This is a genomic window from Klebsiella sp. B345, from assembly GCF_051131735.1.
Taxonomy (GTDB): Bacteria; Pseudomonadota; Gammaproteobacteria; order Enterobacterales; family Enterobacteriaceae; genus Klebsiella.
The window spans coordinates 2,872,824-2,896,051 of record NZ_CP180443.1; the positions used below are offsets into that span (position 1 = coordinate 2,872,824).

22 protein-coding genes are annotated in these 23,228 nt (G+C 59.4%); 13 read left to right on the forward strand and 9 right to left on the reverse strand.

What is annotated here, in order from left to right; all coding sequences use genetic code 11:
• Positions 1-115: 115 nt before the first annotated feature.
• The gene (locus ACMYSO_RS13530) at positions 116-652 is read left to right on the forward strand and encodes a carboxymuconolactone decarboxylase family protein (protein ID WP_434582475.1); all 537 of its coding nucleotides are present in this window, start codon (positions 116-118) and stop codon (positions 650-652) included.
• Between the two features lie 16 nt (positions 653-668).
• Here ACMYSO_RS13530 and ACMYSO_RS13535 read toward each other — a convergent pair whose 3' ends face one another.
• On the reverse strand, positions 669-1,139 hold the full coding sequence (locus tag ACMYSO_RS13535; RefSeq protein WP_434670807.1) for a DUF1348 family protein: 471 nt from the start codon (positions 1,137-1,139) through the stop codon (positions 669-671).
• The gene (locus tag ACMYSO_RS13540) at positions 1,139-1,768 is read right to left on the reverse strand and encodes a pyridoxamine 5'-phosphate oxidase family protein (protein ID WP_434665256.1); all 630 of its coding nucleotides are present in this window, start codon (positions 1,766-1,768) and stop codon (positions 1,139-1,141) included. Before ACMYSO_RS13540 ends, ACMYSO_RS13535 begins: the two co-directional genes overlap by 1 nt.
• A 102-nt stretch (positions 1,769-1,870) precedes the next feature.
• Between ACMYSO_RS13540 and ACMYSO_RS13545 the strand changes: the two genes are divergently transcribed.
• Positions 1,871-2,785 carry a LysR family transcriptional regulator gene (locus ACMYSO_RS13545; RefSeq protein WP_434665259.1) on the forward strand — a complete coding sequence of 305 codons (915 nt, stop codon included), beginning with the start codon at positions 1,871-1,873 and terminating at the stop codon, positions 2,783-2,785.
• Here the strand turns inward: ACMYSO_RS13545 and ACMYSO_RS13550 are convergent.
• Positions 2,782-4,275: an MDR family MFS transporter gene (locus ACMYSO_RS13550; RefSeq protein WP_434582472.1), complete on the reverse strand. Its 1,494-nt coding sequence runs from the start codon at positions 4,273-4,275 to the stop codon at positions 2,782-2,784. The genes ACMYSO_RS13545 and ACMYSO_RS13550 overlap by 4 nt on opposite strands.
• Positions 4,276-4,355: 80 nt before the next feature.
• Here ACMYSO_RS13550 and ACMYSO_RS13555 point away from each other — a divergent pair, with 80 nt between their 5' ends.
• Positions 4,356-5,003: a TetR/AcrR family transcriptional regulator gene (locus tag ACMYSO_RS13555; protein ID WP_434665261.1), complete on the forward strand. Its 648-nt coding sequence runs from the start codon at positions 4,356-4,358 to the stop codon at positions 5,001-5,003.
• 3 nt (positions 5,004-5,006) lie between these two features.
• Here ACMYSO_RS13555 and ACMYSO_RS13560 read toward each other — a convergent pair whose 3' ends face one another.
• Positions 5,007-5,423, reverse strand: a complete 417-nt coding sequence (locus ACMYSO_RS13560) for a GNAT family N-acetyltransferase (RefSeq protein ID WP_434665263.1) — start codon at positions 5,421-5,423, stop codon at positions 5,007-5,009.
• 199 nt (positions 5,424-5,622) lie between these two features.
• On the opposite strand from ACMYSO_RS13560, the gene ACMYSO_RS13565 reads away from it, so the two are divergent.
• The 9 genes from ACMYSO_RS13565 to ACMYSO_RS13605 all read left to right on the forward strand — a co-directional run bounded on the left by ACMYSO_RS13565 (position 5,623) and on the right by ACMYSO_RS13605 (position 17,195).
• The gene (locus tag ACMYSO_RS13565) at positions 5,623-6,192 is read left to right on the forward strand and encodes a TetR/AcrR family transcriptional regulator (RefSeq protein ID WP_434665265.1); all 570 of its coding nucleotides are present in this window, start codon (positions 5,623-5,625) and stop codon (positions 6,190-6,192) included.
• Between the two features lie 131 nt (positions 6,193-6,323).
• Positions 6,324-7,448, forward strand: coding sequence for an efflux RND transporter periplasmic adaptor subunit (locus ACMYSO_RS13570; RefSeq protein ID WP_434582467.1), 1,125 nt, complete (start codon positions 6,324-6,326; stop codon positions 7,446-7,448).
• Complete coding sequence (locus tag ACMYSO_RS13575) at positions 7,448-10,555, forward strand: efflux RND transporter permease subunit (protein WP_434665268.1); 3,108 nt, start codon at positions 7,448-7,450, stop codon at positions 10,553-10,555. The genes ACMYSO_RS13570 and ACMYSO_RS13575 overlap by 1 nt, the downstream gene beginning before the upstream one ends.
• A 3-nt stretch (positions 10,556-10,558) precedes the next feature.
• Positions 10,559-11,923 carry an efflux transporter outer membrane subunit gene (locus ACMYSO_RS13580; RefSeq protein WP_434665270.1) on the forward strand — a complete coding sequence of 455 codons (1,365 nt, stop codon included), beginning with the start codon at positions 10,559-10,561 and terminating at the stop codon, positions 11,921-11,923.
• Between the two features lie 69 nt (positions 11,924-11,992).
• Positions 11,993-13,156: a multidrug effflux MFS transporter gene (locus tag ACMYSO_RS13585; protein WP_434665272.1), complete on the forward strand. Its 1,164-nt coding sequence runs from the start codon at positions 11,993-11,995 to the stop codon at positions 13,154-13,156.
• Positions 13,157-13,320: 164 nt separating this feature from the next.
• Positions 13,321-14,223 carry an N-acetylmuramic acid 6-phosphate etherase gene (gene murQ / locus ACMYSO_RS13590; RefSeq protein WP_434670808.1) on the forward strand — a complete coding sequence of 301 codons (903 nt, stop codon included), beginning with the start codon at positions 13,321-13,323 and terminating at the stop codon, positions 14,221-14,223.
• 24 nt (positions 14,224-14,247) lie between these two features.
• Positions 14,248-15,681: a PTS N-acetylmuramic acid transporter subunit IIBC gene (gene murP, locus ACMYSO_RS13595; RefSeq protein WP_434665273.1), complete on the forward strand. Its 1,434-nt coding sequence runs from the start codon at positions 14,248-14,250 to the stop codon at positions 15,679-15,681.
• Between the two features lie 218 nt (positions 15,682-15,899).
• Positions 15,900-16,802: a DMT family transporter gene (locus ACMYSO_RS13600; RefSeq protein ID WP_434665275.1), complete on the forward strand. Its 903-nt coding sequence runs from the start codon at positions 15,900-15,902 to the stop codon at positions 16,800-16,802.
• A gap of 102 nt (positions 16,803-16,904) precedes the next feature.
• On the forward strand, positions 16,905-17,195 hold the full coding sequence (locus tag ACMYSO_RS13605) for a YicS family protein (protein WP_434665278.1): 291 nt from the start codon (positions 16,905-16,907) through the stop codon (positions 17,193-17,195).
• Here ACMYSO_RS13605 and ACMYSO_RS13610 read toward each other — a convergent pair whose 3' ends face one another.
• Genes ACMYSO_RS13610 through galB form a run of 4 tightly spaced genes read right to left on the reverse strand, consistent with a single transcriptional unit; the run spans position 17,196 to position 20,602 of the window.
• Positions 17,196-18,062, reverse strand: coding sequence for a DUF1932 domain-containing protein (locus ACMYSO_RS13610; RefSeq protein WP_434665280.1), 867 nt, complete (start codon positions 18,060-18,062; stop codon positions 17,196-17,198). It abuts the gene before it with no gap.
• A 2-nt stretch (positions 18,063-18,064) separates the two neighbouring features.
• Entirely contained in the window at positions 18,065-19,150 is a 1,086-nt protein-coding gene (locus ACMYSO_RS13615) for a 4-oxalomesaconate tautomerase (RefSeq protein WP_434665282.1), read from the reverse strand.
• 1 nt (position 19,151) lies between these two features.
• Positions 19,152-19,865 (reverse strand): 4-carboxy-4-hydroxy-2-oxoadipate aldolase/oxaloacetate decarboxylase, encoded by a 714-nt coding sequence (locus ACMYSO_RS13620; protein ID WP_434665283.1) that lies wholly within the window; start codon positions 19,863-19,865, stop codon positions 19,152-19,154.
• Positions 19,862-20,602 carry a 4-oxalmesaconate hydratase gene (gene galB / locus ACMYSO_RS13625; RefSeq protein ID WP_434582455.1) on the reverse strand — a complete coding sequence of 247 codons (741 nt, stop codon included), beginning with the start codon at positions 20,600-20,602 and terminating at the stop codon, positions 19,862-19,864. Before galB ends, ACMYSO_RS13620 begins: the two co-directional genes overlap by 4 nt.
• A 127-nt stretch (positions 20,603-20,729) precedes the next feature.
• On the opposite strand from galB, the gene ACMYSO_RS13630 reads away from it, so the two are divergent.
• Positions 20,730-21,956: a LysR family transcriptional regulator gene (locus ACMYSO_RS13630; protein ID WP_434582454.1), complete on the forward strand. Its 1,227-nt coding sequence runs from the start codon at positions 20,730-20,732 to the stop codon at positions 21,954-21,956.
• Here ACMYSO_RS13630 and ACMYSO_RS13635 read toward each other — a convergent pair.
• Complete coding sequence (locus tag ACMYSO_RS13635; protein ID WP_434665285.1) at positions 21,953-23,215, reverse strand: gallate dioxygenase; 1,263 nt, start codon at positions 23,213-23,215, stop codon at positions 21,953-21,955. The genes ACMYSO_RS13630 and ACMYSO_RS13635 overlap by 4 nt on opposite strands.
• Positions 23,216-23,228: the final 13 nt, after the last annotated feature.

Below are 23,228 nucleotides of genomic sequence, written 5' to 3' on the forward strand. Positions count from 1 at the left end.
CACCCCCTGAGACGATAAGACATAAATATGAGACGCAGAGCCTCAGTCTAGCACGCGGAACTTCCCTAAGATGACGTCATTGCACGACATACCCTCACCCAGACAGGAGCACACCATGAGCCGTTTAACAGAGATTCATGAACAAGACGTCAGCGGCAAAGCCGCCGAGATTTTTGCCGGGATCAAGAAAGCGATGGGCAAGGTCCCGAATGCCTATCTGACCATTGGCGGCCATTCGCCGGCGGCGTTACAGCAGGCGCTGGCGCACAACGCGATGCTGAGCAAAGGCAGTCTGAACGCAAAAGAGCTGGAGGCTATTAACCTGGCGGTGAGCGAAGCCACCGGCTGTGATTATTGCCTGGCGGCACACACCCTGATGGCGAAAAAAGCGGGCTACAGCCGCGAGCAGATCCAGGCGCTGCGCCACGGTGATTATGCTGACGATGCCCGTATCAATACGCTGGTGACCTTCGTCCAGACCCTGGTAAGCACCCGCGGTACCCTGCCAGAAGCAGAGGTCAGCGCGGTGCGCCACGCTGGCTTCAGCGACCAGCAGGTGATTGAGATCATCAGCGCGGTGAGCGCTATTCTGTTCACCAACATGGTGAACCGGGTCAATGACACCGTCGTCGACTTCCCGAAAGCGGATTAACCCGCAGCGCGCCTGTCTACAGCCCCAGTTCGCTCAGTCCCGGATGCGTATCCGGGCGGCGCCCCTGAGGCCAGTGGAACAGGCGCTCGCTCGGCGCAATCGGCAGGTCGTTGATGCAGGCATAGCGCGTATGCATCAGCCCATGCTCATTGAACGCCCAGTTTTCGTTGCCGTATGAGCGAAACCACTGGCCGCTGTCATCACACCACTCGTAGGCAAACCGCACCGCGATACGCTCATCGCTCCATGCCCACAGCTCCTTAATGAGGCGATACTCCTGCTCTTTGCCCCATTTTCGCGTCAGAAACTCGATGATCTCGGTCCGGCCATGCACAAACTCGCTGCGGTTGCGCCACTCACTGTCGACGGTATAAGCCAGCGCCACCTTGTGTGCATCGCGGCTGTTCCAGCCATCTTCGGCGGCGCGCACCTTTTGCATCGCGCTTTCACGGGTAAACGGCGGTAATGGCGGACGATGATCGGTCATCATGGCTCTCCTTTGAGGGTTAACTGTTGTTGCAGACGTTGGTTTTCCTGCTCCAGCTCATGGATGCGCTGCTGCAGCGTCTGGCTGTATTCCGCGATCTGCTGCGGGCTGTAGCGCGGCGTAATATGCTGCGGGCAGTTCCAGTCGAAGGCCTGTAGGTGAAAGCGATAGATGCGCTCGACTCTGGCCCGATAGTTTTCCGGCGTCACCCGCGCCAGTAGTTCCGGCTCATCCTCCTTCGCCAGCACCTCAATGGTGGCATAAATTTTGAGCCTTGCACGCCGCGGATAATCCATCAGAAACAGGCAGGCCCGGTCGCTACCGCGCAGGTTGCCGGTGGTAATGTACTGCCGGTTACCGCCAAAATCGGCCATCGCCAGGGTGGTGTCATCCAGCAGATGAAGAAAGCCAACGGGCCCGCCGCGATGCTGGATATAGGGCCAGCCGGTCTGGGAGAGCGTCGCCAGGTAAAAGCTGTCGCGGCTGGTAATCATCTCCTCTTCGCTGTCAGAGAAGCGTTCGCCCCGGCGCGGACGGCGCGGGGACTGCCACATGCCGTCACTGCCCATTTCATGCTGCACATCCATCACATCAGGTGTGATGGCGATATCAAGAAAGTCGCCTGACATAACACCTCCGGGTCCGGTATCACTGCGCACATCATGGACTCTGCCGCCAATAATGATAATACTGGGATACTGAGAATCATCTTTCCGAGAAACGGGATAATCATGGACCGCTTAAGCGCGATGGCACTGCTGGTGAAGGTCACGGAACTCGGCAGCATGTCGGCCGCGGCGCGTACTCTGCATATGCCGCTGACCACCGTCAGTCGCCACATCGCCGAACTGGAAAGCGCGCTCGGGGTGCGCCTGCTGATCCGTACCACCCGCAAACTGACGCTGACCGATGCCGGGATTGATTATGTCGCTGCCGCACGGCGGATTCTGGAAGAGGTGGAGCAAGCTGAACGCCAGGCGGCGGGAGAGTATCAGCAGCCGAAAGGGGAGCTGGTGATTGCGGCGCCGACGATGTTTGGCCGGCAACATGTTTTACCGATAGTTACTGATTTTCTTGCCAGTTACCCGCAAATTCGCATCCGTTTATTGCTGAGTGACCGCAATGCCGATCTGATTGACGATCATATTGACCTCGCGGTACGCATCGGGGTCCTGCCGGACAGCGGCATGGTCGCCATTCGCCTCGGCGAGATGCGTATCGTCACCTGCGCGCACCCGGCGCTGCTGGAAAAGCACGGGACGCCGCAGCGCCCCCGCGAGCTGAGCGCACTCCCGACGATCCATATTGAATCCCCGATGCCCTATAACGGCTGGCGTTTTAACGCTCCGGCGGCGGAAGACCGGCTGGTCATCCTGCAGCCGGTGCTCGGGGTCACCACCCCAGAGAGCGCGGCGGACGCGGCACGGTTGGGCACCGGCGTTGCACGCCTGCTGCACTATCAGGCTATCGATGGTCTGGCCTGCGGGGAGCTCAGGCTGGTACTGGAAACCCTCGAGCCGCCAGCGGCGCCGGTCCATCTGCTGTACCCCGCTCGGGAACTGGCCCCCCTGAAGCTGCGGAAATTTCTCGATTTCGCCACTCCCGCGCTGCGTCAGGCGCTACGACGGATCGCAGCAACCGGTTAGTCCATCGCCTTTTTCAACGGCACCTCTTTCAGCAACCACGACAGCAGGAACGCCACCGCCATAATGCAGGCCGCCATCAGGAAGGCGGCATGGATAGCCGAACCAAATGCGTCGAGATAATCGAGGCGGATCTCAGACGGCAGGTTCTGCACCGCCGCCGGGTTCAGCGCCCGCGGCAGTTCGGCCCCTTCCGGCAACAGGCGCTGCAGGTTATTTTGCAGCACGTGGGTAAACACTGCGCCAAACAGCGCTACCCCAATGGAGCCGCCAATCGAGCGGAACAGCGTCACCCCGGAGGTCGCCACGCCGTACATCTGCGCCGGCATCGCGTTCTGCACGGCCAGCACCAGCACCTGCATCACCAGTCCCAGCCCCATGCCCAGCACGCCGGTAAACAGATACAGCTGCCACATCGGCGAGTGGATCGTAATCCGCGTCAGCAGCAACATCCCCACCATACCTGTCAGCGTCCCGAGAATCGGAAACAGGCGGTATTTCCCGGTACGGCTGATAATGCGCCCGCTGATAATTGACGTCAGTAACAGGCCGCCCATCAGTGGGATCAGCTGTAGCCCGGCCTCGGTCGGGGTCGCCGCCTTCACCACCTGCAGATAGAGCGGCAGGAAGGTGACCGAGCCAAACAACGCCATCCCGATGACAAAACCAATCATGCTGCATAGCAGGAAGCTGCGGTTACGGAACAGGGAGAGCGGAATAATCGGTTCTGCGGCAATACGCTCTTCATAAATAAAGCCGATGACCCCCACCACGCCAAAGGCCAGGATGCACCACAGCTGCGGGTCGTTCCACGCGCGCACGCTGCCGCCTTCAGAGGTAAACAGGATAATGCACAGCAGCGCCATACTCAGGTAAATCGCGCCCAGCCAGTCAACCTGATGCTGACTACGTTTGTTACTGCTGTGGAACACCGCACCGATTACCAGCAGCGCAAACAGCCCCAACGGCAGGTTGATGTAGAAGATCCAGCGCCATGAGGCGTGCTGCACCAGGAACCCGCCGATGAGCGGTCCGATCACCGTTGCCAGGCCAAACACGCCGCCGAACAACCCCTGATAGCGGCCACGGTTAGCCGGTGGGATCACGTCGGCAACCGCCGCCATGCTAATCACCATCAGACCGCCACCGCCCAGCCCCTGCAAGGCACGCATCAGCACCAGCTGCGTCATATTCTGCGCCACGCCGCACAGCGCGGAGCCGACCAGAAACAGGACGATTGCCACCTGCAGCACGATTTTGCGGCCAAACAGATCGCCAAATTTACCATACAGCGGCACCACAATGGTCGAGCTAAGAATATAGGCGGTCACCACCCAGGAGAGCTTATCCAGCCCGCCCAGCTCACCGACAATCGTCGGCAGCGCGGTTGAGACTATGGTCTGATCCAGCGCCGACAGCAGCATGACTAACAGCAATGCGCTGAACAGCAAACGAATCGACGGCGCAGGTTGGGTCGTGATTTGAGACGTCATCTCATCACTCACTTGAAATTAATTAAATGTATAATTAATATTTAGGGAAATGATGAATCACGTCAAGAGAACATTCCGAAATGCGCGCACAAAAAGACAATGATGTCCCTCGCCGCCCTGGCCGTCCGCGGGGTAAAAAACCCGGTACGGCAAACCGCGAACAGCTAATGGATATTGCCCTGGCGCTGTTTGCCCGTCAGGGCATCGGCCATACCTCGCTCAACGCTATTGCCAAAGAAGCGGGGGTCACCCCGGCGATGCTGCATTACTATTTCAGCTCGCGGGAAGCGTTGGTGGACCAACTGCTGGAAGAACGTTTCATGCCGCTGCGCCAGCAGATCAGCAAGATTTTCGTCGCCCATGCGGACGATCCGGTCACCGCCCTCACGCTGCTGATTGACGAGCTGGGCACCCTGGCGGAACAACACGCCTGGTTTGCCCCCCTGTGGATGCAGGAGGTCATCGGCGAGATGCCGGTGCTGCGCCAGCATATGGACGCCCGCTTCGGCGAAGAGCGTTATCACCTGATGCTGAACACGGTCACTCGCTGGCAGGAGGAGGGCAAAATCAACCCGGCCCTGTCGCCAGCGCTGCTGTTTACCTCGCTGATTAGCCTGGTGCTGGTACCTTTTTCCCGCCTGCGTACCGATGAACGCTTAGCGGCGATCTCCCGCCAGACCATCGTTAACCATGCGCTGGCGCTGCTGCGACAGGGCATTGCGGGATAGGGACTAAAGCGCCTTTGAGAGATAGTGGCGCTCCATGCCGACGTGGGGGAAATCCGGGAGCGACATCTGCAGCTGATAGCCCTGTTTTTGATAAAACGGCAGGGCCTGAAAGCTAAAGGTATCGACCAGCACATGGCGGCATCCCGCCTCCCGCGCCTGGTTTTCTACTTCACGCATCAGCTGGCTACCCAGACCGCCGCCGCGCTGCGTCTCGCTGACCCACAAATACTCAACACACAACCAGTTAGCCTTTCTTTTGGCAATCAGTCCGCCCAGCATCACCCCCGCTTCGTCGCGGATATAGACCCCGAGATCACCAAAATGTGTCGCATCGAGATACCGCAAGTTATATTCTCGTAGTCCTGCGAGTAACTCTTCTTGATCTGCCGGATTAATGCTTTTTGTTATTATTAGTGCCATATTAATTCTCCATAATTGAATATTTATAAGAAATACCTATATCTTAAATTCACAAAAAATACTTAATTTCTCCATTATTTGCTGCGTAAATTCCCTGAGCTTTTTTTTAATCAAAAAAACCTTTCCATCACTCGCTGAAACCGTATAATGACGAAAAATGAGAACGATCGTTCTCACTCTTCATCCCGAGGATAACACCATGAGCAGCGCACTGGCAGACCGACAAAAACGCCGACAGGATGAGATCATCGCTGCCGCACGCCACTGCTTCCGCCATCATGGTTTCCACGGGGCCAGCATGGCGAACATCGCCAGCCAGGCCAGTCTGAGCGTCGGGCAAATCTATCGTTACTTTGCCAATAAAGACGCCATCATTGAAGAAATGATCCGCCGTATCATTGATTACCGCATCACAAAAATGGACGGGAATACCCAGACGGATGAGATCCCCCGTGTGCTTGCCTACCGGGAAACGCTGGATGAAGATGATGACGCATTGATGTTAGAAATGGCGGCAGAAGCGACGCGTAACCCGCAAATCGCCGCTATGATGGTCGAAGCCGACAAACGTATGTTTGCTAACGCCTGCGCGCACATACAAAAGACCTATCCGCACCTGAGCAATGAACGTGTTCGTTGCTGTGTCGAAGTCACCGCAGTGATGATGGAAGGGACGATTTATCGGCGTCTGGTTCCACAAAACGTAGAACCAGAGATACTCGAGAAACTGTATCGGGAAATAACCACTATGTTACTAGCGGATAAATAATTAATCATCAATAAAACGGGAATATCGCATTCCCTTTTCGTCATTTCCGTTTCGCGGAAATGCGTCATCAGCTGGCCACAACCTCGTTATTGAAATAACGAGGAGGACGTCGTTCATCCTGAGAATATATAATGAAATATACTATACTCCCCATCGCAGCAGCACTATTACTCCTCAGCGGATGTGATAATGCGCAAACATCCGCTCCCCCGCAAATGACGCCGGAAGTTGGTGTTGTCACCCTTAAAAATCAATCGGTTTCAGTGATCAGCGAACTGACCGGACGCACCACGGCATCGCTTAGTGCTGAAGTGCGCCCGCAGGTTGGCGGCATTATTCAAAAACGCCTGTTTACCGAAGGGGATATGGTGAAAGCCGGACAGGCGCTGTATCAAATCGACCCCTCCAGCTATCGTGCGGCCTACAACGAAGCCGCCGCCGCCCTGAAACAGGCGCAGGCGCTGGTGATCTCCGACTGTCAGAAAGCCCAGCGCTATGCGGTGCTGGTTAAAGACAACGGCGTATCGCGTCAGGATGCCGACGATGCGATGTCCACCTGTAATCAGGACAAAGCCAGCGTCGAGTCGAAAAAAGCGGCCCTCGAAAGCGCGCGCATCAACCTGGACTGGACTACCGTCACCTCGCCGATCGCCGGGCGTATTGGTATCTCCTCCGTCACCCCGGGTGCGTTAGTTTCTGCCGATCAGGATACCGCGCTGGCCACCGTGCGCGGCCTCGACACCATGTATGTCGACCTCACCCGCTCCAGCGTCGATCTGCTGCGCTTGCGCAAGCAAACCCTGGCCACCAACAGCAACACGCTCAGCGTCTCTCTGACCCTGGAAGATGGCAGCACCTATAGCGAGAAAGGCCGCCTGGCGTTGACGGAAGTGGCGGTGGATGAGTCCACCGGCTCGGTCACGCTGCGCGCAGTCTTCCCTAACCCACAGCATGTCCTGTTACCTGGGATGTTCGTGCGCGCCCACGTCGATGAAGGGGTTATGGACGATGCGATCCTTGCGCCGCAGCAGGGTATTACCCGCGATGCCAAAGGCACCGCCACTGCGCTGATCGTTGATAGCAGCAATAAAGTGGAACAACGTGAAGTGGAAACCGGCGAAACCTATGGCGACAAATGGCTGGTGGTGAGCGGTCTGAAAGCCGGTGACAAACTGATTGTCGAAGGCACCTCAAAGGTCAGCATTGGCCAGCAAGTGAAAGCAGTCGAAGCCACTACTAACGGGGGCAACGCCTGATGTTCTCTCGTTTCTTCGTGCGACGCCCGGTCTTTGCCTGGGTGATCGCGATTCTGATTATGCTCGCCGGGGTCCTGGCCATCCGCACTTTGCCGGTCGCCCAGTATCCTGACGTCGCACCGCCGGCGGTGAAAATCTCCGCCACCTATACCGGGGCCTCTGCGGAAACCCTGGAAAACAGCGTAACCCAGGTAATCGAACAGCAGCTCACCGGGCTGGATAACCTGCTCTACTTTACCTCCACCAGCAGCTCCGACGGCTCGGTCAGCATTACCGTCACCTTCGAGCAGGGGACCGACCCGGATACGGCGCAGGTACAGGTACAGAACAAAGTTCAGCAGGCAGAATCGCGTCTGCCGAGCGAAGTACAGCAGTCCGGTGTAACGGTGGAAAAATCGCAGAGCAGCTTCCTGCTGATCCTCGCGGTCTATGACAAAACCAACCGTGCCACTAGCTCCGATATTTCCGACTGGCTGGTCAGTAATATGCAGGACCCGCTGGCACGTATCGAAGGGGTCGGGAGCCTGCAGGTGTTCGGTGCCGAATACGCCATGCGTATCTGGATGGATCCGACCAAACTGGCTTCCTACGCGCTGATGCCGTCTGACGTGCAGTCGGCCATTGAAGCGCAGAACGTGCAGGTCTCTGCGGGTAAGATCGGCGCCCTGCCGTCCTCGAATGCTCAGCAGCTCACCGCCACCGTTCGCGCCCAGTCGCGCCTGCAAACGGTCGATCAGTTCAAAAACATCATCGTGAAAAGTAAATCCGACGGTTCCGTCGTGCGCGTCAGCGATGTCGCTCGCGTGGAGATGGGCAGCGAGGATTACACCGCGCTGGCTAACCTGAACGGCCATCCGGCGGCGGGTATCGCGGTGATGATGGCGCCAGGGGCCAACGCCCTTGATACCTCCACGCTGGTGAAGAACAAAATCAACGAGTACCGCCATCAAATGCCGGCGGGCTACGATATTGCCTACCCGAAAGACAGCACCGAATTTATTAAAATCTCCATCGAGGACGTGATTCAAACGCTGATTGAAGCCATCGTGCTGGTGATCTGCGTGATGTACCTGTTCCTGCAAAACTTCCGTGCCACGCTGATCCCAGCGGTGGCGGTACCGGTGGTGCTGCTCGGGACCTTCGGCGTGCTGGCACTGTTCGGCTACTCCATCAACACCCTGACCCTGTTTGCGATGGTGCTGGCCATCGGCCTGCTGGTCGATGACGCCATCGTGGTGGTGGAGAACGTCGAACGTATCATGCGTGACGAAGGGCTTTCCGCCATCGAAGCCACCGAAAAATCTATGGGGGAAATCACTGGTGCACTGATCGCCATCGCCCTCGTACTGTCGGCGGTATTCTTGCCGATGGCCTTCTTCGGCGGTTCGACCGGGGTTATCTATCGCCAGTTCTCGGTGACCATTATTTCCGCGATGATGCTGTCGGTGGTGGTGGCGCTGACCTTAACCCCGGCGCTGTGCGGTGCGCTGCTCAGCCACTCCAAACCACATACCACTGGCTTCTTTGGCGCCTTTAACCGCCTGTGGGGCCGCACCGAACAGGGCTATCAGCATCGTGTTATTGGCGGTCTGCGCCGCTCGGTGATCATGATGGGGGCGTTTGCGGTGATCTGCGCCGGGATGGCGCTGGCGATGTGGAAACTGCCGGGCAGCTTCCTGCCGGTAGAGGATCAGGGTGAAATCATGGTCCAGTACACCCTGCCGGCAGGTGCGACCGCGGTACGTACCGCAGAGGTTCGCCGCCAGGTCACCGACTGGTTCCTGACCAAAGAGAAAGACAACACCGACGTTATCTTTACCGTCGATGGCTTCAGCTTCAGCGGCAGCGGACAAAACGCCGGGATGGCCTTCGTCTCGCTGAAAAACTGGTCCGAGCGTAAAGGGGCAGAAAACACCGCACAGGCGATTGCCCTGCGCGCCACCAAAGAGCTCGGCAGCATTCGTGATGCCTCACTGTTTGCCATGATCCCGCCGTCGGTGGACGGTTTAGGCCAAAGCAACGGCTTTACCTTCGAGCTGATGTCCAGCGGCGGTACCGATCGCGATAGCCTGATGCAGATGCGTACCCAATTGCTGGCCGCGGCGAATCAAAGCACGGAACTCCAGTCGGTCCGTGCCAACGACCTGCCGCAGATGCCGCAGTTGCAGGTGGACATCGACAACAACAAAGCCGTCTCACTGGGCCTGTCGCTGAGCGATGTTACCGACACGCTCTCCAGCGCCTGGGGCGGGACCTACGTCAACGACTTTATCGACCGTGGTCGAGTGAAAAAGGTCTATATCCAGGGCGATAGCGAAGCGCGCGCCGTACCGTCGGATCTCAACAAATGGTTTGTCCGCGGCAGCGACGATAGCATGACGCCGTTCTCCGCCTTCGCCAGCACCCATTGGGAGTATGGCCCGGAAAGCCTGGTGCGCTACAACGGATCTGCCGCCTTTGAAATCCAGGGTGAGAACGCCAGCGGCTTCAGCTCTGGCGCGGCGATGGACAAGATGGAAGCGTTAGCCAACAACCTGCCAGCAGGAACCACCTGGGCGTGGAGCGGCTTGTCACTGCAGGAAAAACTGGCCAGCGGCCAGGCGATGAGTCTCTACGCCATCTCGATTCTGGTGGTGTTCCTGTGCCTGGCGGCACTGTATGAGAGCTGGTCGGTGCCATTCTCGGTGATCATGGTTATCCCGTTGGGCCTGCTCGGCGCCGCGCTGGCGGCCTGGATGCGCGATCTCAGCAACGATGTCTACTTCCAGGTCGCGTTGTTGACCACCATCGGTCTGTCGTCGAAGAACGCCATCCTGATCGTCGAGTTTGCAGAAGCGGCGGTCGATGAGGGCTACTCGCTATCACGTGCCGCACTGCGCGCTGCGCAAACCCGTCTGCGCCCTATCGTGATGACCTCGCTGGCGTTTGTCGCCGGGGTGCTGCCGTTGGCGGTTGCTACCGGGGCCGGGGCCAACAGCCGCGTAGCGATCGGTACCGGTATTATCGGTGGGACCCTGACCGCCACGCTGCTGGCGATCTTCTTCGTTCCCCTGTTCTTTGTGCTGGTGAAACGTCTGTTCACCCGCAGACGCCCCACTCAGGAGTAAGTTATGTTTCGTTTTACGTTAGTTTTTGTCGCGCTCCTGACCGCCGGCTGTGTCTCGCTCGATCCGGATTACAGCCGCCCGGCGGCGCCGATCCCCGCGACGCTCCCCGGCACCCACGGTGAAGCCAGCGCGGTGGTCGGCAACTGGCAGCAGGTCGTTAACGATGCCCGGCTCAACAAAGTGGTCAGCATGGCGCTGACCAGTAACCGCGACGTGCAGAAAGCCATCGCCGATATCGAGGCCGCCCGTGCGGAACTCGGGGAAACCCGCGCCTCGTTATTCCCGACCCTTAACGCGGAACTCAGCCATACCCGTAGTCAAACGGTAGACAGCGGCCTGACCTCCTCATCGCAAGCCGATGGGGCGGTATCCAGCTTCGAGCTGGACCTGTTCGGTAAAAATCAGAGTCTGACACGGGCCGCGCGGGAAACCTGGCTTGCCAGCGAATACACCGCGCAGAACACCCGCCTGACGATGATTTCCGACCTGACCACCGCCTGGGTTACCCTCGCGGCGGACAATAGCAACCTGGCGCTGGCCCAGGAGACGCTGGCCAGCGCCGATAACTCGCGCAAAATCGTCGCCCGTCAGATGGCAGTCGGTACCGCCTCCGCCGGCGATCTCAGCGATGCGGAAAGCGTTTACCAACAGGCGCGCGCCAGCGTCGCCAGCTACCGTACTCAGGTCGCCCAGGATAAAAACGCCCTCAATCTGCTGGCCGGTTCTACCGTGCCAGACAGCTTGCTTCCGGGGACTCTGGAAAGCCTCGGCGACAACAGCATCGTTCTGGTGCCGGCTGGGGTGTCGTCATCGGTACTGCTGCGCCGTCCGGATATCCAGGAAGCAGAGCACAACCTGAAAAGCGCCAACGCCGACATTGGTTCAGCGCGGGCCAACTTCTTCCCGACCATTTCCCTGACCGCCAGCGCCGGCGTCGGCAGCGACTCGCTGTCGTCCCTGTTCAGCCACGGGATGTCGGTGTGGTCATTCGCCCCGTCAATCAGCCTGCCGCTGTTCAGCGGCGGCAGCAATCTGGCGAAGTTACGCTATGCCGAAGCGGAGAAAAAAGGGCTGATTGCCACCTACGAGAAAACTATCCAGAGCGCCTTTAAGGACGTTGCCGATGCGCTGGCTCGCCGGGAAACATTAAGCGAGCAGCTGGATGCCCAGCGTCAATATGTGGCCGCTGAGCAGACCTCACTGGACATTGCGATGAAGCGATATCAGACCGGCGTCGGTGACTATCTGTCGGTCCTGACCGCCCAGCGCACGCTGTGGTCGGCGCAGGCGACGCTGATTTCGCTGCAACAAACCGATCTGGAAAACCGCATTACCCTCTGGCAATCGCTTGGCGGCGGCGCCAGCTAAGTCATTCCTGCCGGGCGCTATCGCCCGGCACGCATAAGAGCCCGTCCCATTAGGTTCTAAGGAGTATTTATGCCACGCATCTCACTTTCATGGGTGCTCATTCTCGGCCTGCTCACCGCCATCGGCCCGCTGTGCACCGACTTTTATCTGCCCGCCTTACCGGACATTACTCAGCAACTGAGCGCCACCGGCACCCAGACCCAGCTCTCCCTGACCGCCGCGCTGATTGGCCTCGGTGTGGGTCAGCTGTTTTTTGGTCCGCTGAGCGACCGTATCGGGCGCAAAAAGCCGCTGGCGCTGTCGCTGCTGCTGTTCATCTTCTCATCGGCGATGTGCGCCATGACCTACGACGTACATATGCTGATCGGCTGGCGTTTCCTGCAGGGCTTCGCCGGGGCGGGCGGCTCGGTACTGTCCCGCTCAATTGCCCGCGATAAATATCAGGGCACCCAGTTGACCCAGTTCTTCGCCCTGCTGATGGCCGTCAACGGCATCGCCCCGGTGGTGTCACCGGTGATCGGCGGCTATATCACCACCTCCTTCGACTGGCGCTTTTTGTTCTGGGCGATGGCCGGTATCGGCGCCGTGCTGCTGATCGTCAGCCTGGCGGTGCTGCAGGAAACGCGACCCAGCCAAAGCGCCTCTACTGCAGAAAAGCAAAACGACGCCCCGGTGCTGAAAAACCGCCGCTTTATGCGTTACTGTCTGATTCAGGCCTTTATGATGGCGGGACTGTTCTCGTACATCGGTTCATCGTCGTTCGTGATCCAGAGCGAATACGGCATGAGCGCCCTGCAGTTCAGCCTGCTGTTCGGCCTGAACGGCATCGGGTTGATTATCGCCGCGCAGATTTTTTCCCGCCTCTCACACCATTACGATGCGGATATGCTGCTGCGTCGCGGCCTGACGCTGGCCGTACTGTGCGCGACGCTGACGCTGCTCCTCGCCTGGCTGCAGCTGCCGTGGCTGGCGCTGATTGGCCTGTTCTTCACGGTATCCTTCATGAGCGGCATCAGCACGATTTCCGGCTCCAGAGCAATGAGCGAAGTCAGCAGCGCCCAGTCGGGCACCGCATCAGCCCTGATGGGCACCCTGATGTTCGTCTGTGGCGGTATCGCCGCGCCGCTGGCCGGGATCGGCGGTGAAACGATGCTCAAAATGAGCGTCGCCATGACAATTAGCTATCTGATCGCCCTGTTTTTCGGCCTGCAAAAAGCTCATCCCAACCGCTAAATCATCGTGCAGTAATAAAATATTCCAATGTTATTACTGCACGACACCCCAAAATACCTATAAATATCCGTTTATCTCTTCTGCCTCAATCGTGATACCCTTCACATGAAAGGAATAATTAATTCCTTAGAATCTATCTCAACTGTGACTGATGAGGTTTTATGATGAGTATCGACCTGAGCGCATTGCTGACCGAGCGCCGCAATGCCAATAGCGCCAATATAGACACCCTGTCCACCGTCGACATGCTGACGGTTATCAACCAGGAGGACCAGCTGGTAGCCCAGGCGATCGCCCCCTATTTGCCGCAGATTGCCCAGGTGGTGGATAAAGTCGCTGCCGCCATCCAGGACGGCGGGCGCCTGATCTACATTGGCGCCGGCACCTCCGGCCGCCTCGGGATCCTCGATGCCAGCGAATGCCCGCCGACGTTCGGCACGCGCCCGGAGCAGGTAGTAGGGATCATCGCTGGCGGCCATAAAGCGATTCTCAGCGCCGTCGAAAACGTCGAAGACAACAAAGCGCAGGGCGCGCTGGATCTGCAAAACCTGAACTTCAGCAAGCGCGACGTGCTGGTTGGCCTGGCCGCCAGCGGGCGTACCCCTTATGTGATTGGCGCGATGGAATATGCCCACAGCCAGAACGCTTTTGTCGCTATCGTCAGTTGCAACCCGCATGGCGAAATGGCGCGCCTGGCAGATGTCGCCATCACGCCGGTCGTTGGCCCGGAAGTGGTCACCGGCTCTACCCGCCTGAAAGCCGGCACCGCTCAGAAGCTGGTGCTGAACATGATCTCCACCGGCGCGATGATCCGTGTGGGCAAGGTCTATAGCAACCTGATGGTTGACGTCGAAGCCACCAACGCCAAGCTTATCGAACGTCAGGTTTCCATCGTGATGGAGGCGACCGACTGCGATCGCACCACCGCACAAGCCGCGCTGGACACCTGCGGGCGCCACTGTAAAACGGCCATTGTGATGGTGCTGGCGGATCTAAGCGCCGCAGACGCGCAATCGCTGTTGAGCAAAAATAACGGCTATATCCGCCAGGCGCTGAGCAATACCTAAGCGCCGACAACCAGGTAACGTGCAATGGCAAAAATAAATAAAGAGATGATAGCGCGGATCCTTACCCATGTTGGCGGAGCCGGAAACGTCGCCCAGGCGGGGAACTGCATGACCCGCCTGCGCTTAACTTTACGTGATGAGCAGCTCGCCGATAGCGCCGCCATCCGCCAGATTGAAGGCGTGATAGGCGTTATCGTCAGCGACGAGCAGTTCCAGGTGGTGCTCGGCCCCGGCAAAGCACAAACCGCCGCGGAGATGATGAACGGATTACTGGAGGACGCTCCCGCGGACGCCCCTTCTCTGGCGGATGTCGCGGCAGAGAAAAAACAGGCGCTGAAGAGCAAACAAACCAGCGGCGTGCAGAAGTTTCTCGCCAAATTCGCCACCATTTTTACCCCGCTGATCCCCGGATTTATCGCGGTAGGCCTGCTGCTCGGCTTCGCGACGCTGGCGGAGCAGATGTTCGTGCTGGAAAACGCCCATCCCAGCGCTTCTCTGGTGGCGCTGATCGGCTACATGAAAGTGTTCAGCAAGGGGATGTTCACCTTCCTGAGTATCCTGATTGGCTATAACGCCCAGAAGGCGTTCGGCGGTTCCGGGGTCAACGGCGCGATCATCGCTTCGCTGTTCGTCCTCGGCTACAACCCTGAAGCCACCAGCGGATTTTATGCCGGGATCACCACCTTCTTTGGCCACGGCATTGACCCGCGCGGCAATATTATCGGCGTGCTGATTGCCTCGATTCTCGGCGCGTGGGTGGAAAAACAGGTGCGGCGGATAATGCCGGCCAACCTCGACATGATCCTCACCTCGGCGGTGACGCTGCTGATTATGGGGGCGGTAACCTTTACCGTGATCATGCCGATTGGCGGCTGGCTGTTTACCGGGATGTCGTGGTTGTTCCTGCATCTTAACGGCAACCCGTTCGGCTCCGCCGTGCTGGCCGGTCTGTTCCTGCTGGCAGTGATGTTCGGCGTGCACCAGGGTTTCGTGCCGGTCTATTTTGCGCTGGTCGATGCCCAGGGCTTTAACTCGCTGTTCCCAATCCTGGCGATGGCGGGGGCCGGGCAGGTCGGCGCCGCGCTGGCACTGTACTGGCGAGCAAAGCACGGCTCGCTGCTGCGTACGCAGATTAAAGGGGCGATTATTCCCGGCTTCCTCGGCATCGGCGAACCGCTGATTTACGGCGTGACCCTACCGCGCATGAAGCCGTTTATCACCGCCTGTATCGGCGGTGCCTGCGGCGGCTTCTTCCTCGGTCTGGTGGCCTGGCTGGGGCTGCCGGTGGGTCTGAACACGGTGTTCGGTCCGTCTGGCCTGGTGGCGCTGCCGCTGATGACCTCCGCCAGCGGGATCTACGCCGGTATGGCGGTTTATGCCGCAGGACTGGCGGTGGCCTATCTGTGTGGCTTCGTCTGCACCTGGCTGTTCGGCAGCAAAAACGTTGATTTAAGCTAGGACGCGGCTCGGATACATCACGGTGTACATTATTTAACCCGCCACATGGCGTAATATGGCGTAATGCTGGTCACTTAAGGTGGCCAGCATTTTTTATGGTTTACCGCATACCTGGCTTTTCACCAACACACCTGTGACCCGACTACCATTTCCTGCCCGTTGCTCCCCGCTGGCTCATGCTATGATGCCCGCTTTGCGCTATTTCACTCGAGGAAAAGATGGGCTCCAGCAAAAAAGGGATGCTGAACGTACTGATAGCCGCCGTGCTATGGGGTAGCTCCGGCGTTTGTGCACAGTACATTATGCAGCAAAGCCAGATGTCATCGCCGTTTCTGACCATGACGCGCCTGCTGTTTGCTGGCCTGATTCTGTTGATGCTCGCCTTCGTTCACGGCGATAAAATTTTCCGCGTCCTGCAAAACCGTAAAGATGCCCTGAGCCTGCTGATCTTCTCGCTGTTCGGCGCGCTGACCGTGCAATACACCTTCCTGATGACCATCGAGAGATCGAATGCCGCGACCGCCACGGTGCTGCAGTTTCTGTCGCCGACCATTATCGTCGCGTGGTTCGCGCTGGCGCGCAAAACCCGCCCTCGCCCTCTGGTGCTGGCGGCGATCGGCACGTCGCTGGCCGGGACATTCCTGCTGGTGACCCACGGCAATCCGACCACGCTGTCTATTTCCCCCTCGGCGCTGCTCTGGGGCGTGGCCTCGGCCTTTGCCGCCGCATTTTACACCACTTACCCTTCGACGCTTATTGCCCGGTACGGCACGCTGCCGATCGTCGGCTGGAGTATGCTGCTGGGCGGCGCCATGCTGCTGCCGTTCTACGGCGGTCAGGGCAGCAACTTTGTGGTCAACGGCCGCCTGCTGCTGGCCTTTTTCTATCTGGTGGTGATCGGCACCTCGCTGACCTTCAGCCTCTATTTAAACGGCGCGCAGATGATTGGCGGCGCGAAGGCGGGGATCCTCAGCTGCGCGGAGCCGCTAAGTAGCGCCCTGCTATCCCTTCTGCTGCTGGGTATTACCTTCACGCTGCCGGACTGGCTCGGCACGCTGCTGATTCTCTCGTCGGTGGTGCTGATCGCCGTGGACTCGCGGCGTAAAGTGCGGGTAACATAGAGAGCAATCACCTGATTTTAAACAACTTAATCTCAGCGCCATTTGCGTGTTTCGCCGCCTGAGCATATAGTTGACTGAAGCGACTAGTTAAGGAGAAGCACCATGAAAGCGTGTTGGATACTGTGTCTGGTTACCACTCTCAGCGCGACGGCGGCCTGGGCCGAATCACCGTTGAAAAGCCTGCAGTTCGAGCAACAAAAGCAGCTGGTGTTAAAGGCGGTGAAGGAAAAATGCGCCCCGCAGTCCACCATCAGCGATACCGATTTTGCCAATAAAATCCTCGCGACCCAGGCCAATCAGGAATCTGTACGCGAAGCGACGCTGGCAAAAGAGCGCAATAACCAGAAGGGCTACCAGGCAGCCATCGATAAAATCAGCTGCCCGGTGAAGTAATCACTTCAGCTGAGCCGCCAGCGCTTTCCAGTCGAACGGCGTCAGTTGCCCATAGGTCAGGCCGCACGCGGCCATGCTCTGCGGCAGCTGGCGCTGAGTATGCGCTGTGGCCTGGCTCATCAGCCCCGCGCCGCCCGCATCGCGCAGCGTTTTCACCACTTCTTCCATCTCTTCGCTACGGCGAATACCGTGTTCAGCCACCCGGCTGATGAGATATCCCGCAAAGGCGCCATCCCAGCCCAGCGACGGGAAGCTGGCATGCAAAGACGCCAGTACCTCCTCTTCCACGCCGTACTCCCGAGCGGCAAACAGGCATTCGGTAGTCAATGCTTCCAGCCCCTTGATCATCACGCTGCGACACATTTTTATCGCCGATACGTCGCCGATCGCCTCACCGCCGGCGCGGGCACTCAGCCCTAAGGCGTTGAGCGTTTCCGTGATGGAATGCGCCTGCGGTCCGCCGATCAACAGTGGGGTTTTCAGCCGTGCCGGCGGCACCGGCGCCATCACCGCCACATCGACATAGCCTCCCGGACGGAACGCCTTCGCCGCCTGGCGTTTGGTATCTGGCGCGACCGAATTGAGGTCGAGAAAATAGCTCCCCTCGCCTACCCAGGCCGCCGCCGAGCGCGCCACCTCGAGTGCCGACCCCGCCGTCACGGTGGAGAAGATCAGCGTCGCCCCTTCCAGCGCCTGCGCCAGCGAACCCGCCGCCAGGACTCCAGCCTGGCGCGCGTGCTCCCGCATCGCGTCACCTTCCGGACCGTTGAGTTTACAATCCCAGATAGTGACGTCGTTGCTGCGCGCTAAATCACGCGCCAGAATGCCGCCCGCCTCGCCAAAACCAATAAACGTAATTGCCGTCATCCTTACTCCTCCAGCGGCCAGACGCGGGCCGGAACACACACGTCGCCGGAAAATAACAACCGGGCCGTACGCAGCAGGCCGCAGCCCACTAGTTCGCCCTGCTGGTTGCGCTGCAATGCCACGCTGAACTCACCGCTCGGGTGCTCCACGCTGACCACCGGCTGCTCACCGTCAACGCCCCGGGCCACCCCTTCGGCGACGGTGCCGGGGATCAGGCAGGCGCTGGCGACGCTTACCGCACCAAAGACGCCAATGGAGGCATGGCAGCGATGCGGGATAAACGTCCGGCTGGACACGGTGCCGCCGTCGCGCGGGGCGGCGATCAGCGTCATTTTCGGCACCGTTCGCTGGCTCACATCGCCCAGATTCATTCGCGGGCCGAGCTGCAGACGTATCGACTCCAGCCGTTGCTTCAGCTCCTCGTCGCTATCGAGCTGCTCGCGGGTTTCATAGCCGCTGCGCCCAAGGTCGCTGGCGCGGACGATCGCCACCGGCATCCCGTTATCGATGCAGGTCACGTCGATGCCATCCACACGGTCGGCCGCCTGGCCGGTGGGCAACAACGCCCCGCAGCTGGACCCTGCCACATCAAGAAAATTCAGGACGATTTTGCTGGCGTAGCCCGGCACGCCGTCAATGCGCGTCTCACCTTCATAGTCCACGCCATCGTCGCCGCACGGGATCTCGGCGATCGCCAGCTGGCGGGTGTTCTCCATGAAGATCCGCACCTGGGTCAGCGGCGCCGCGTGCGCCACCAGTCCGCGCTCGATGGCAAACGGGCCAACAGCGGCGAGAATGTTGCCGCAGTTCTGTCCGTAATCCACCACCGCGCGATCGACATTCACCTGGGCAAACAGATAATCGACATCCGCATCGGCGCGGGTGGAACGGCGGATTATCGCCACTTTGCTGGTTAACGGATCGGCCCCGCCAATACCGTCAATCTGCCGGGCATCCGGCGACCCCATCACCGCCAGCAGCACCGCATCTCGTAGTACCGCATCCTCAGGCAGGTCCTCGGCCAGAAAGCAGGCCGCTTTCGAGGTGCCGCCGCGCATCAACAGACAGGGTATTTTGCGTTGTGCCATCTTAGCCCTCTACATCATCCGCGTTGTCGTAGTAGCGCAGCCCTTTCTCCGCCAGGCGCGGGCGCATGGCGTAAATATCCAGCCCCAGTTCGCCGTTTCGCATCCGCTCACGCTTCGCCACTTCATTAGCCATACGGGTTTCCGCTTTTCCCAGCACCGTGCTGGCCTGCGCATGCGGCACCACCACCACGCCGTCGTCGTCAGCCACCACCACATCGCCCGGCTGAACCAGCTGGCCGGCGCAGATCAGCGGGATGTTGACCGAGCCCAGCGTCTCCTTCACCGTCCCCTGGGCATAAACATGGCGTGACCACACGGCAAAGCCCATTTCACGTAAGGTGTGCGAATCGCGAATACCGATATCGCCCACCAGGCCCACCACGCCACGTGACTGCAGCGAGGTGGCCAGCAGGTCACCAAAGAACCCGTCGCCGCAGGGTGAGGTTGGCGCCACCACCAGAATATCGCCGGGTCGGCACTGCTCAACCGCGACGTGGAACATCCAGTTATCACCCGGCGTGACCAGCACCGTCACCGCGTTGCCGGCGCGGCTGATACCCTGCTGGATCGGCCGGATATCCGGGGCCATCAGCCCCTGCCGGTCGTAGGCTTCGTGAATCGTCGCCACACCAGCGGCGGCGAACTGACTCAGCGTTGCCGCGTCATGGCGCGGCAGGTGGCGAATGACAATGCCTTTTTTATTCAACAGGTTCATGACAGATTCTCCGTCACCCGTGGGAAGATGCTGTGGAACGCTTCACCGTGGACGATATCGCGGGCGGCGGTGATGCCGATATTGCGTTTCGCCTGCACTCCGCGCTGCAACGCTACCCGGGTGTAGTATTCCCAGAGGTGTTCCTGGCCCTGCATGCACTGAATCGCCTGGTATTTTTGTTCCCACACGCTGGTGATATCCAGCAGCACGTCCGGCTTCCAGTTGCACTGCTCCGGCTGGTGCGGCTCAAAGCAGTACACCGGCGGCGCAGCAACAATCGTTTCCCCCGGACGATACCCTTCCGCCTGGGCGATGATGCGCGCTTCCTGAGCCAGGTTGGAGGCCATCGGGTGGTCGTAGTTGTAGGGATCCTGCAGGGAGTGGGTCAGCACAAAGTGCGGCTGTACGCGACGGTACACGTCCGCCAGGCGAAACAGCGTCTCTTTGTCGGCGCGCAGCGGATAATCACCGATATCAAAAAATTCGACGCTGGCGCCGAGAATATCGGCAGCGGCCTGCGCTTCTTCGCGGCGGACCTGCTTCACCGTCGCTTCGGTCATATTGCCTTTACGCCACAGTTTTGCCGATTCGCCGCGCTCGCCGAACGACAGGCAAACAATATGTACCTGATAGCCCTGACGGGCGTGCAGCGCAATCGCACCGCCCGCACGCCAGACAAAATCGGCAGAGTGAGCGCTGACAACCAGGGCACTTTTGGGATGATGCGAATGAGACATGATGGCTTCCTCTGTTGTTTTTTTCAGCTTGTCATGTCGTGGCGAGAGTGGGTAATTCGTTAACTTGCGAAGGCTATGATTTTTATTTATGTTGTCGTTACGCTCACATTCCGGTATCCGGTGAGAAATGCTGAAGAGAAAGTACGATAAGACAATAAATATCATGCAGCTACGCTTCTTCTGCCAGGTGGCGCAGCGCGGCAGCGTCTCGCGCGCGGCTGATGACTTATTCCGCACGCAGTCGGCGATCACCCGGGCAATTCGCGATCTGGAAGCGGCGCTGAACGTCACCCTGTTCGAACGCCACTACAGCGGAATGGTGGCGACGGAATATGGCCGTTGCATTCTGCCGCGAGCGCTACGCGCCATCGAAGATCTTCAGGCCATTCCCGCGCTGATGCAAAAGCTCCACGCGCGAAGCACCGCCTCCGGCGCGCTGCCGGATTCCGGCTGGCTGTTCAACACCCGACGGCTGGAGATTTTCCTGCAGCTGTACCACGTCAACCATACCCAAACGGTCGCCAGCCAGTTGGGGATCACCCAGCCCGCGGTCAGCGCCGCACTGAAAATTCTTGAAAAAGGCGCCGGCTCGGCGCTGTTTCGCCGCACGCCGGAAGGGGTGCGTCCCACTCCGGCGGCGGACCTGCTCTATCCGCCGATCAGCCGGGCGTTGAACGAACTGGAAAATATCTGGAGCGATCTCGCCGCCCGTCGTGGGGTGCTGGAGGGCAGCGTGCGTATTGGCGCCCTGCCGCTCAGCCGGACCCAGCTGCTGCCCGCGGCGATTAGCGCCTTTCTGGCGCGTTATCCCGGCATTATGGTGATGACCAACGAAAGCCCATATGAGTCGCTGGTGTCCGACATGCGGGCGGGACATATCGATTTTATTATCGGCGCGCTGCGCCAGGACGAGGATCTGCCGGACCTGCGCTGTGAAGCGCTGTTTGAAGAAGATATGCTTATTTTGCTGCGCAACGGCCATCCGCTGCTGCACCACCCGGACCCGCAAAGCCAGCTGGCGACGGCCCAGTGGGTGCTGCCCCGCTCCAATGCTCCGGCGCGGCACCTGCTGGAGAAAGCATTTTTAACCCTGGGATTGCCCCTACCGCAGCCGACGGTGGAAACCGGTGATGCCGCCATGGTGCGCGGCCTGCTGAGAGACTCCGACATGCTGGCGGCGGTCTCCGCCAGCCAGATGCGCTTTGAAATCGACAACCGCCTGCTCACCGTTCTGCCGGTGCCGCTGCCCGATACCACTCGCCGTATCGGGCTGACCTTCCGCGCCGGGAGCCTGCCTTCACCGGCGACCCAGGCCCTGCTGCAGTTTATCCAGCAGCACGTGGCGCAGGGTTAACGGGTACCCGCCACCGAATAGGTGACCTGCTGGTTACGCGTTTTCTGGAAATCTTCCAGCGTCTGCCCGCGCATGGCGGCGTAGATATGCAGGTTAGAGACCCCGACCACCGCGCCCATTTTTTCCAGCAGGAAAAAGCTGGCGCCGTACTGAATCAGCCCGCGCCAGTCGCGATCGTCGAGCAGCTTCTGCTCTTGTTCACTCAGTCCCGCTTCGGCATACAGCGCCTGCGGCTGGGTGAGGAAACGGTCGCGCCACGCAGGCTGGATCAGCTGATGCAGGAAACGGTTCAGCCGCAGGCCGTTGAGGCTACGCTCATGGGTAAACGGGTAGGTGCCCGGCAGCGCCTCAACGCCGGCCAGCTGCTGCGCCATATGCTGACGGTGGCGGCTCAGGGTATCTACCGGCGGGGTGCGGGCATTATTTTCCAGGATCAGCGTGGCGATGCCGGTCATCGACGGCAGGTAGTAATCGCGCCAGGTTTCGCTGACGTTCGCCGATAGCGCGCCGCGCATTACCAGCCACATAATGACTTCCGCACCTTCCATGCCGCCGAGGGTGGCAAATTCACCGAGGGTCATTTCCGTCAGTTTTTCCGGATCGTTGACCAGCATATCCACAAACTCCGCGTCCCATTGCGGGTTGTTGAAACCGCAGCGCTCGCCATGCACCTGATGCGACAGACCGCCGGTAGCGACGATCGCCACGTCGATGTCTTCTGGGTAGCTCTCAATCGCCCGACGCAGCGCCTGACCGAGCTTGTAGCAGCGCCGGGCGCTGGGAATCGGGAATTGCAGAACGCCAATTTGCAGCGGGATAACCCGCGTCGGCCAGCCGGTTTCCTGCTGCCACGGCAGCAGCGCCGACAGCGGCGAGAACAGCCCGTGATCGAGTTTTTTATTCATAAAGAACGACATATCAAACTCATCGGCCATCAGGCTGGCGCCGATATGCCTGGAGAGCGCCGCGTCACCTTTTACCGGCGGCAGATCGCGCGGGCCGCCGCCCTCGTCGGCCACGCCGTATTCGTTATCAATCCCGAGGGTAAACGTCGAGTAGTGATCGAAGAAAAAAGCGGTCACATGGTCATTGAAGATATAGACCAGCGCATCCGGTTTTTTCTCATCAAGCCAGCGTTGCAGCGGCTCAAAGCTCTGGAAAATCGGCGCCCACGCGGCGTCCTGTTGTTTATGATGATCGACAGCAAAGCCGATGGTCGGGGTATGAGAAACGGCGATCCCGCCGAGTATTCTGGCCATGAAGAGACTCCAC

Coding starts and splice junctions, on each gene's coding strand:
- ACMYSO_RS13530 (WP_434582475.1), top strand. CDS start 116: ATGAGCCGTTTAACAGAGATTCATGAACAAGACGTCAGCGGCAAAGCC.
- ACMYSO_RS13535 (WP_434670807.1), bottom strand. CDS start 1,139: ATGACCGATCATCGTCCGCCATTACCGCCGTTTACCCGTGAAAGCGCG.
- ACMYSO_RS13540 (WP_434665256.1), bottom strand. CDS start 1,768: ATGTCAGGCGACTTTCTTGATATCGCCATCACACCTGATGTGATGGAT.
- ACMYSO_RS13545 (WP_434665259.1), top strand. CDS start 1,871: ATGGACCGCTTAAGCGCGATGGCACTGCTGGTGAAGGTCACGGAACTC.
- ACMYSO_RS13550 (WP_434582472.1), bottom strand. CDS start 4,275: ATGACGTCTCAAATCACGACCCAACCTGCGCCGTCGATTCGTTTGCTG.
- ACMYSO_RS13555 (WP_434665261.1), top strand. CDS start 4,356: ATGCGCGCACAAAAAGACAATGATGTCCCTCGCCGCCCTGGCCGTCCG.
- ACMYSO_RS13560 (WP_434665263.1), bottom strand. CDS start 5,423: ATGGCACTAATAATAACAAAAAGCATTAATCCGGCAGATCAAGAAGAG.
- ACMYSO_RS13565 (WP_434665265.1), top strand. CDS start 5,623: ATGAGCAGCGCACTGGCAGACCGACAAAAACGCCGACAGGATGAGATC.
- ACMYSO_RS13570 (WP_434582467.1), top strand. CDS start 6,324: ATGAAATATACTATACTCCCCATCGCAGCAGCACTATTACTCCTCAGC.
- ACMYSO_RS13575 (WP_434665268.1), top strand. CDS start 7,448: ATGTTCTCTCGTTTCTTCGTGCGACGCCCGGTCTTTGCCTGGGTGATC.
- ACMYSO_RS13580 (WP_434665270.1), top strand. CDS start 10,559: ATGTTTCGTTTTACGTTAGTTTTTGTCGCGCTCCTGACCGCCGGCTGT.
- ACMYSO_RS13585 (WP_434665272.1), top strand. CDS start 11,993: ATGCCACGCATCTCACTTTCATGGGTGCTCATTCTCGGCCTGCTCACC.
- murQ (WP_434670808.1), top strand. CDS start 13,321: ATGAGTATCGACCTGAGCGCATTGCTGACCGAGCGCCGCAATGCCAAT.
- murP (WP_434665273.1), top strand. CDS start 14,248: ATGGCAAAAATAAATAAAGAGATGATAGCGCGGATCCTTACCCATGTT.
- ACMYSO_RS13600 (WP_434665275.1), top strand. CDS start 15,900: ATGGGCTCCAGCAAAAAAGGGATGCTGAACGTACTGATAGCCGCCGTG.
- ACMYSO_RS13605 (WP_434665278.1), top strand. CDS start 16,905: ATGAAAGCGTGTTGGATACTGTGTCTGGTTACCACTCTCAGCGCGACG.
- ACMYSO_RS13610 (WP_434665280.1), bottom strand. CDS start 18,062: ATGACGGCAATTACGTTTATTGGTTTTGGCGAGGCGGGCGGCATTCTG.
- ACMYSO_RS13615 (WP_434665282.1), bottom strand. CDS start 19,150: ATGGCACAACGCAAAATACCCTGTCTGTTGATGCGCGGCGGCACCTCG.
- ACMYSO_RS13620 (WP_434665283.1), bottom strand. CDS start 19,865: ATGAACCTGTTGAATAAAAAAGGCATTGTCATTCGCCACCTGCCGCGC.
- galB (WP_434582455.1), bottom strand. CDS start 20,602: ATGTCTCATTCGCATCATCCCAAAAGTGCCCTGGTTGTCAGCGCTCAC.
- ACMYSO_RS13630 (WP_434582454.1), top strand. CDS start 20,730: ATGCTGAAGAGAAAGTACGATAAGACAATAAATATCATGCAGCTACGC.
- ACMYSO_RS13635 (WP_434665285.1), bottom strand. CDS start 23,215: ATGGCCAGAATACTCGGCGGGATCGCCGTTTCTCATACCCCGACCATC.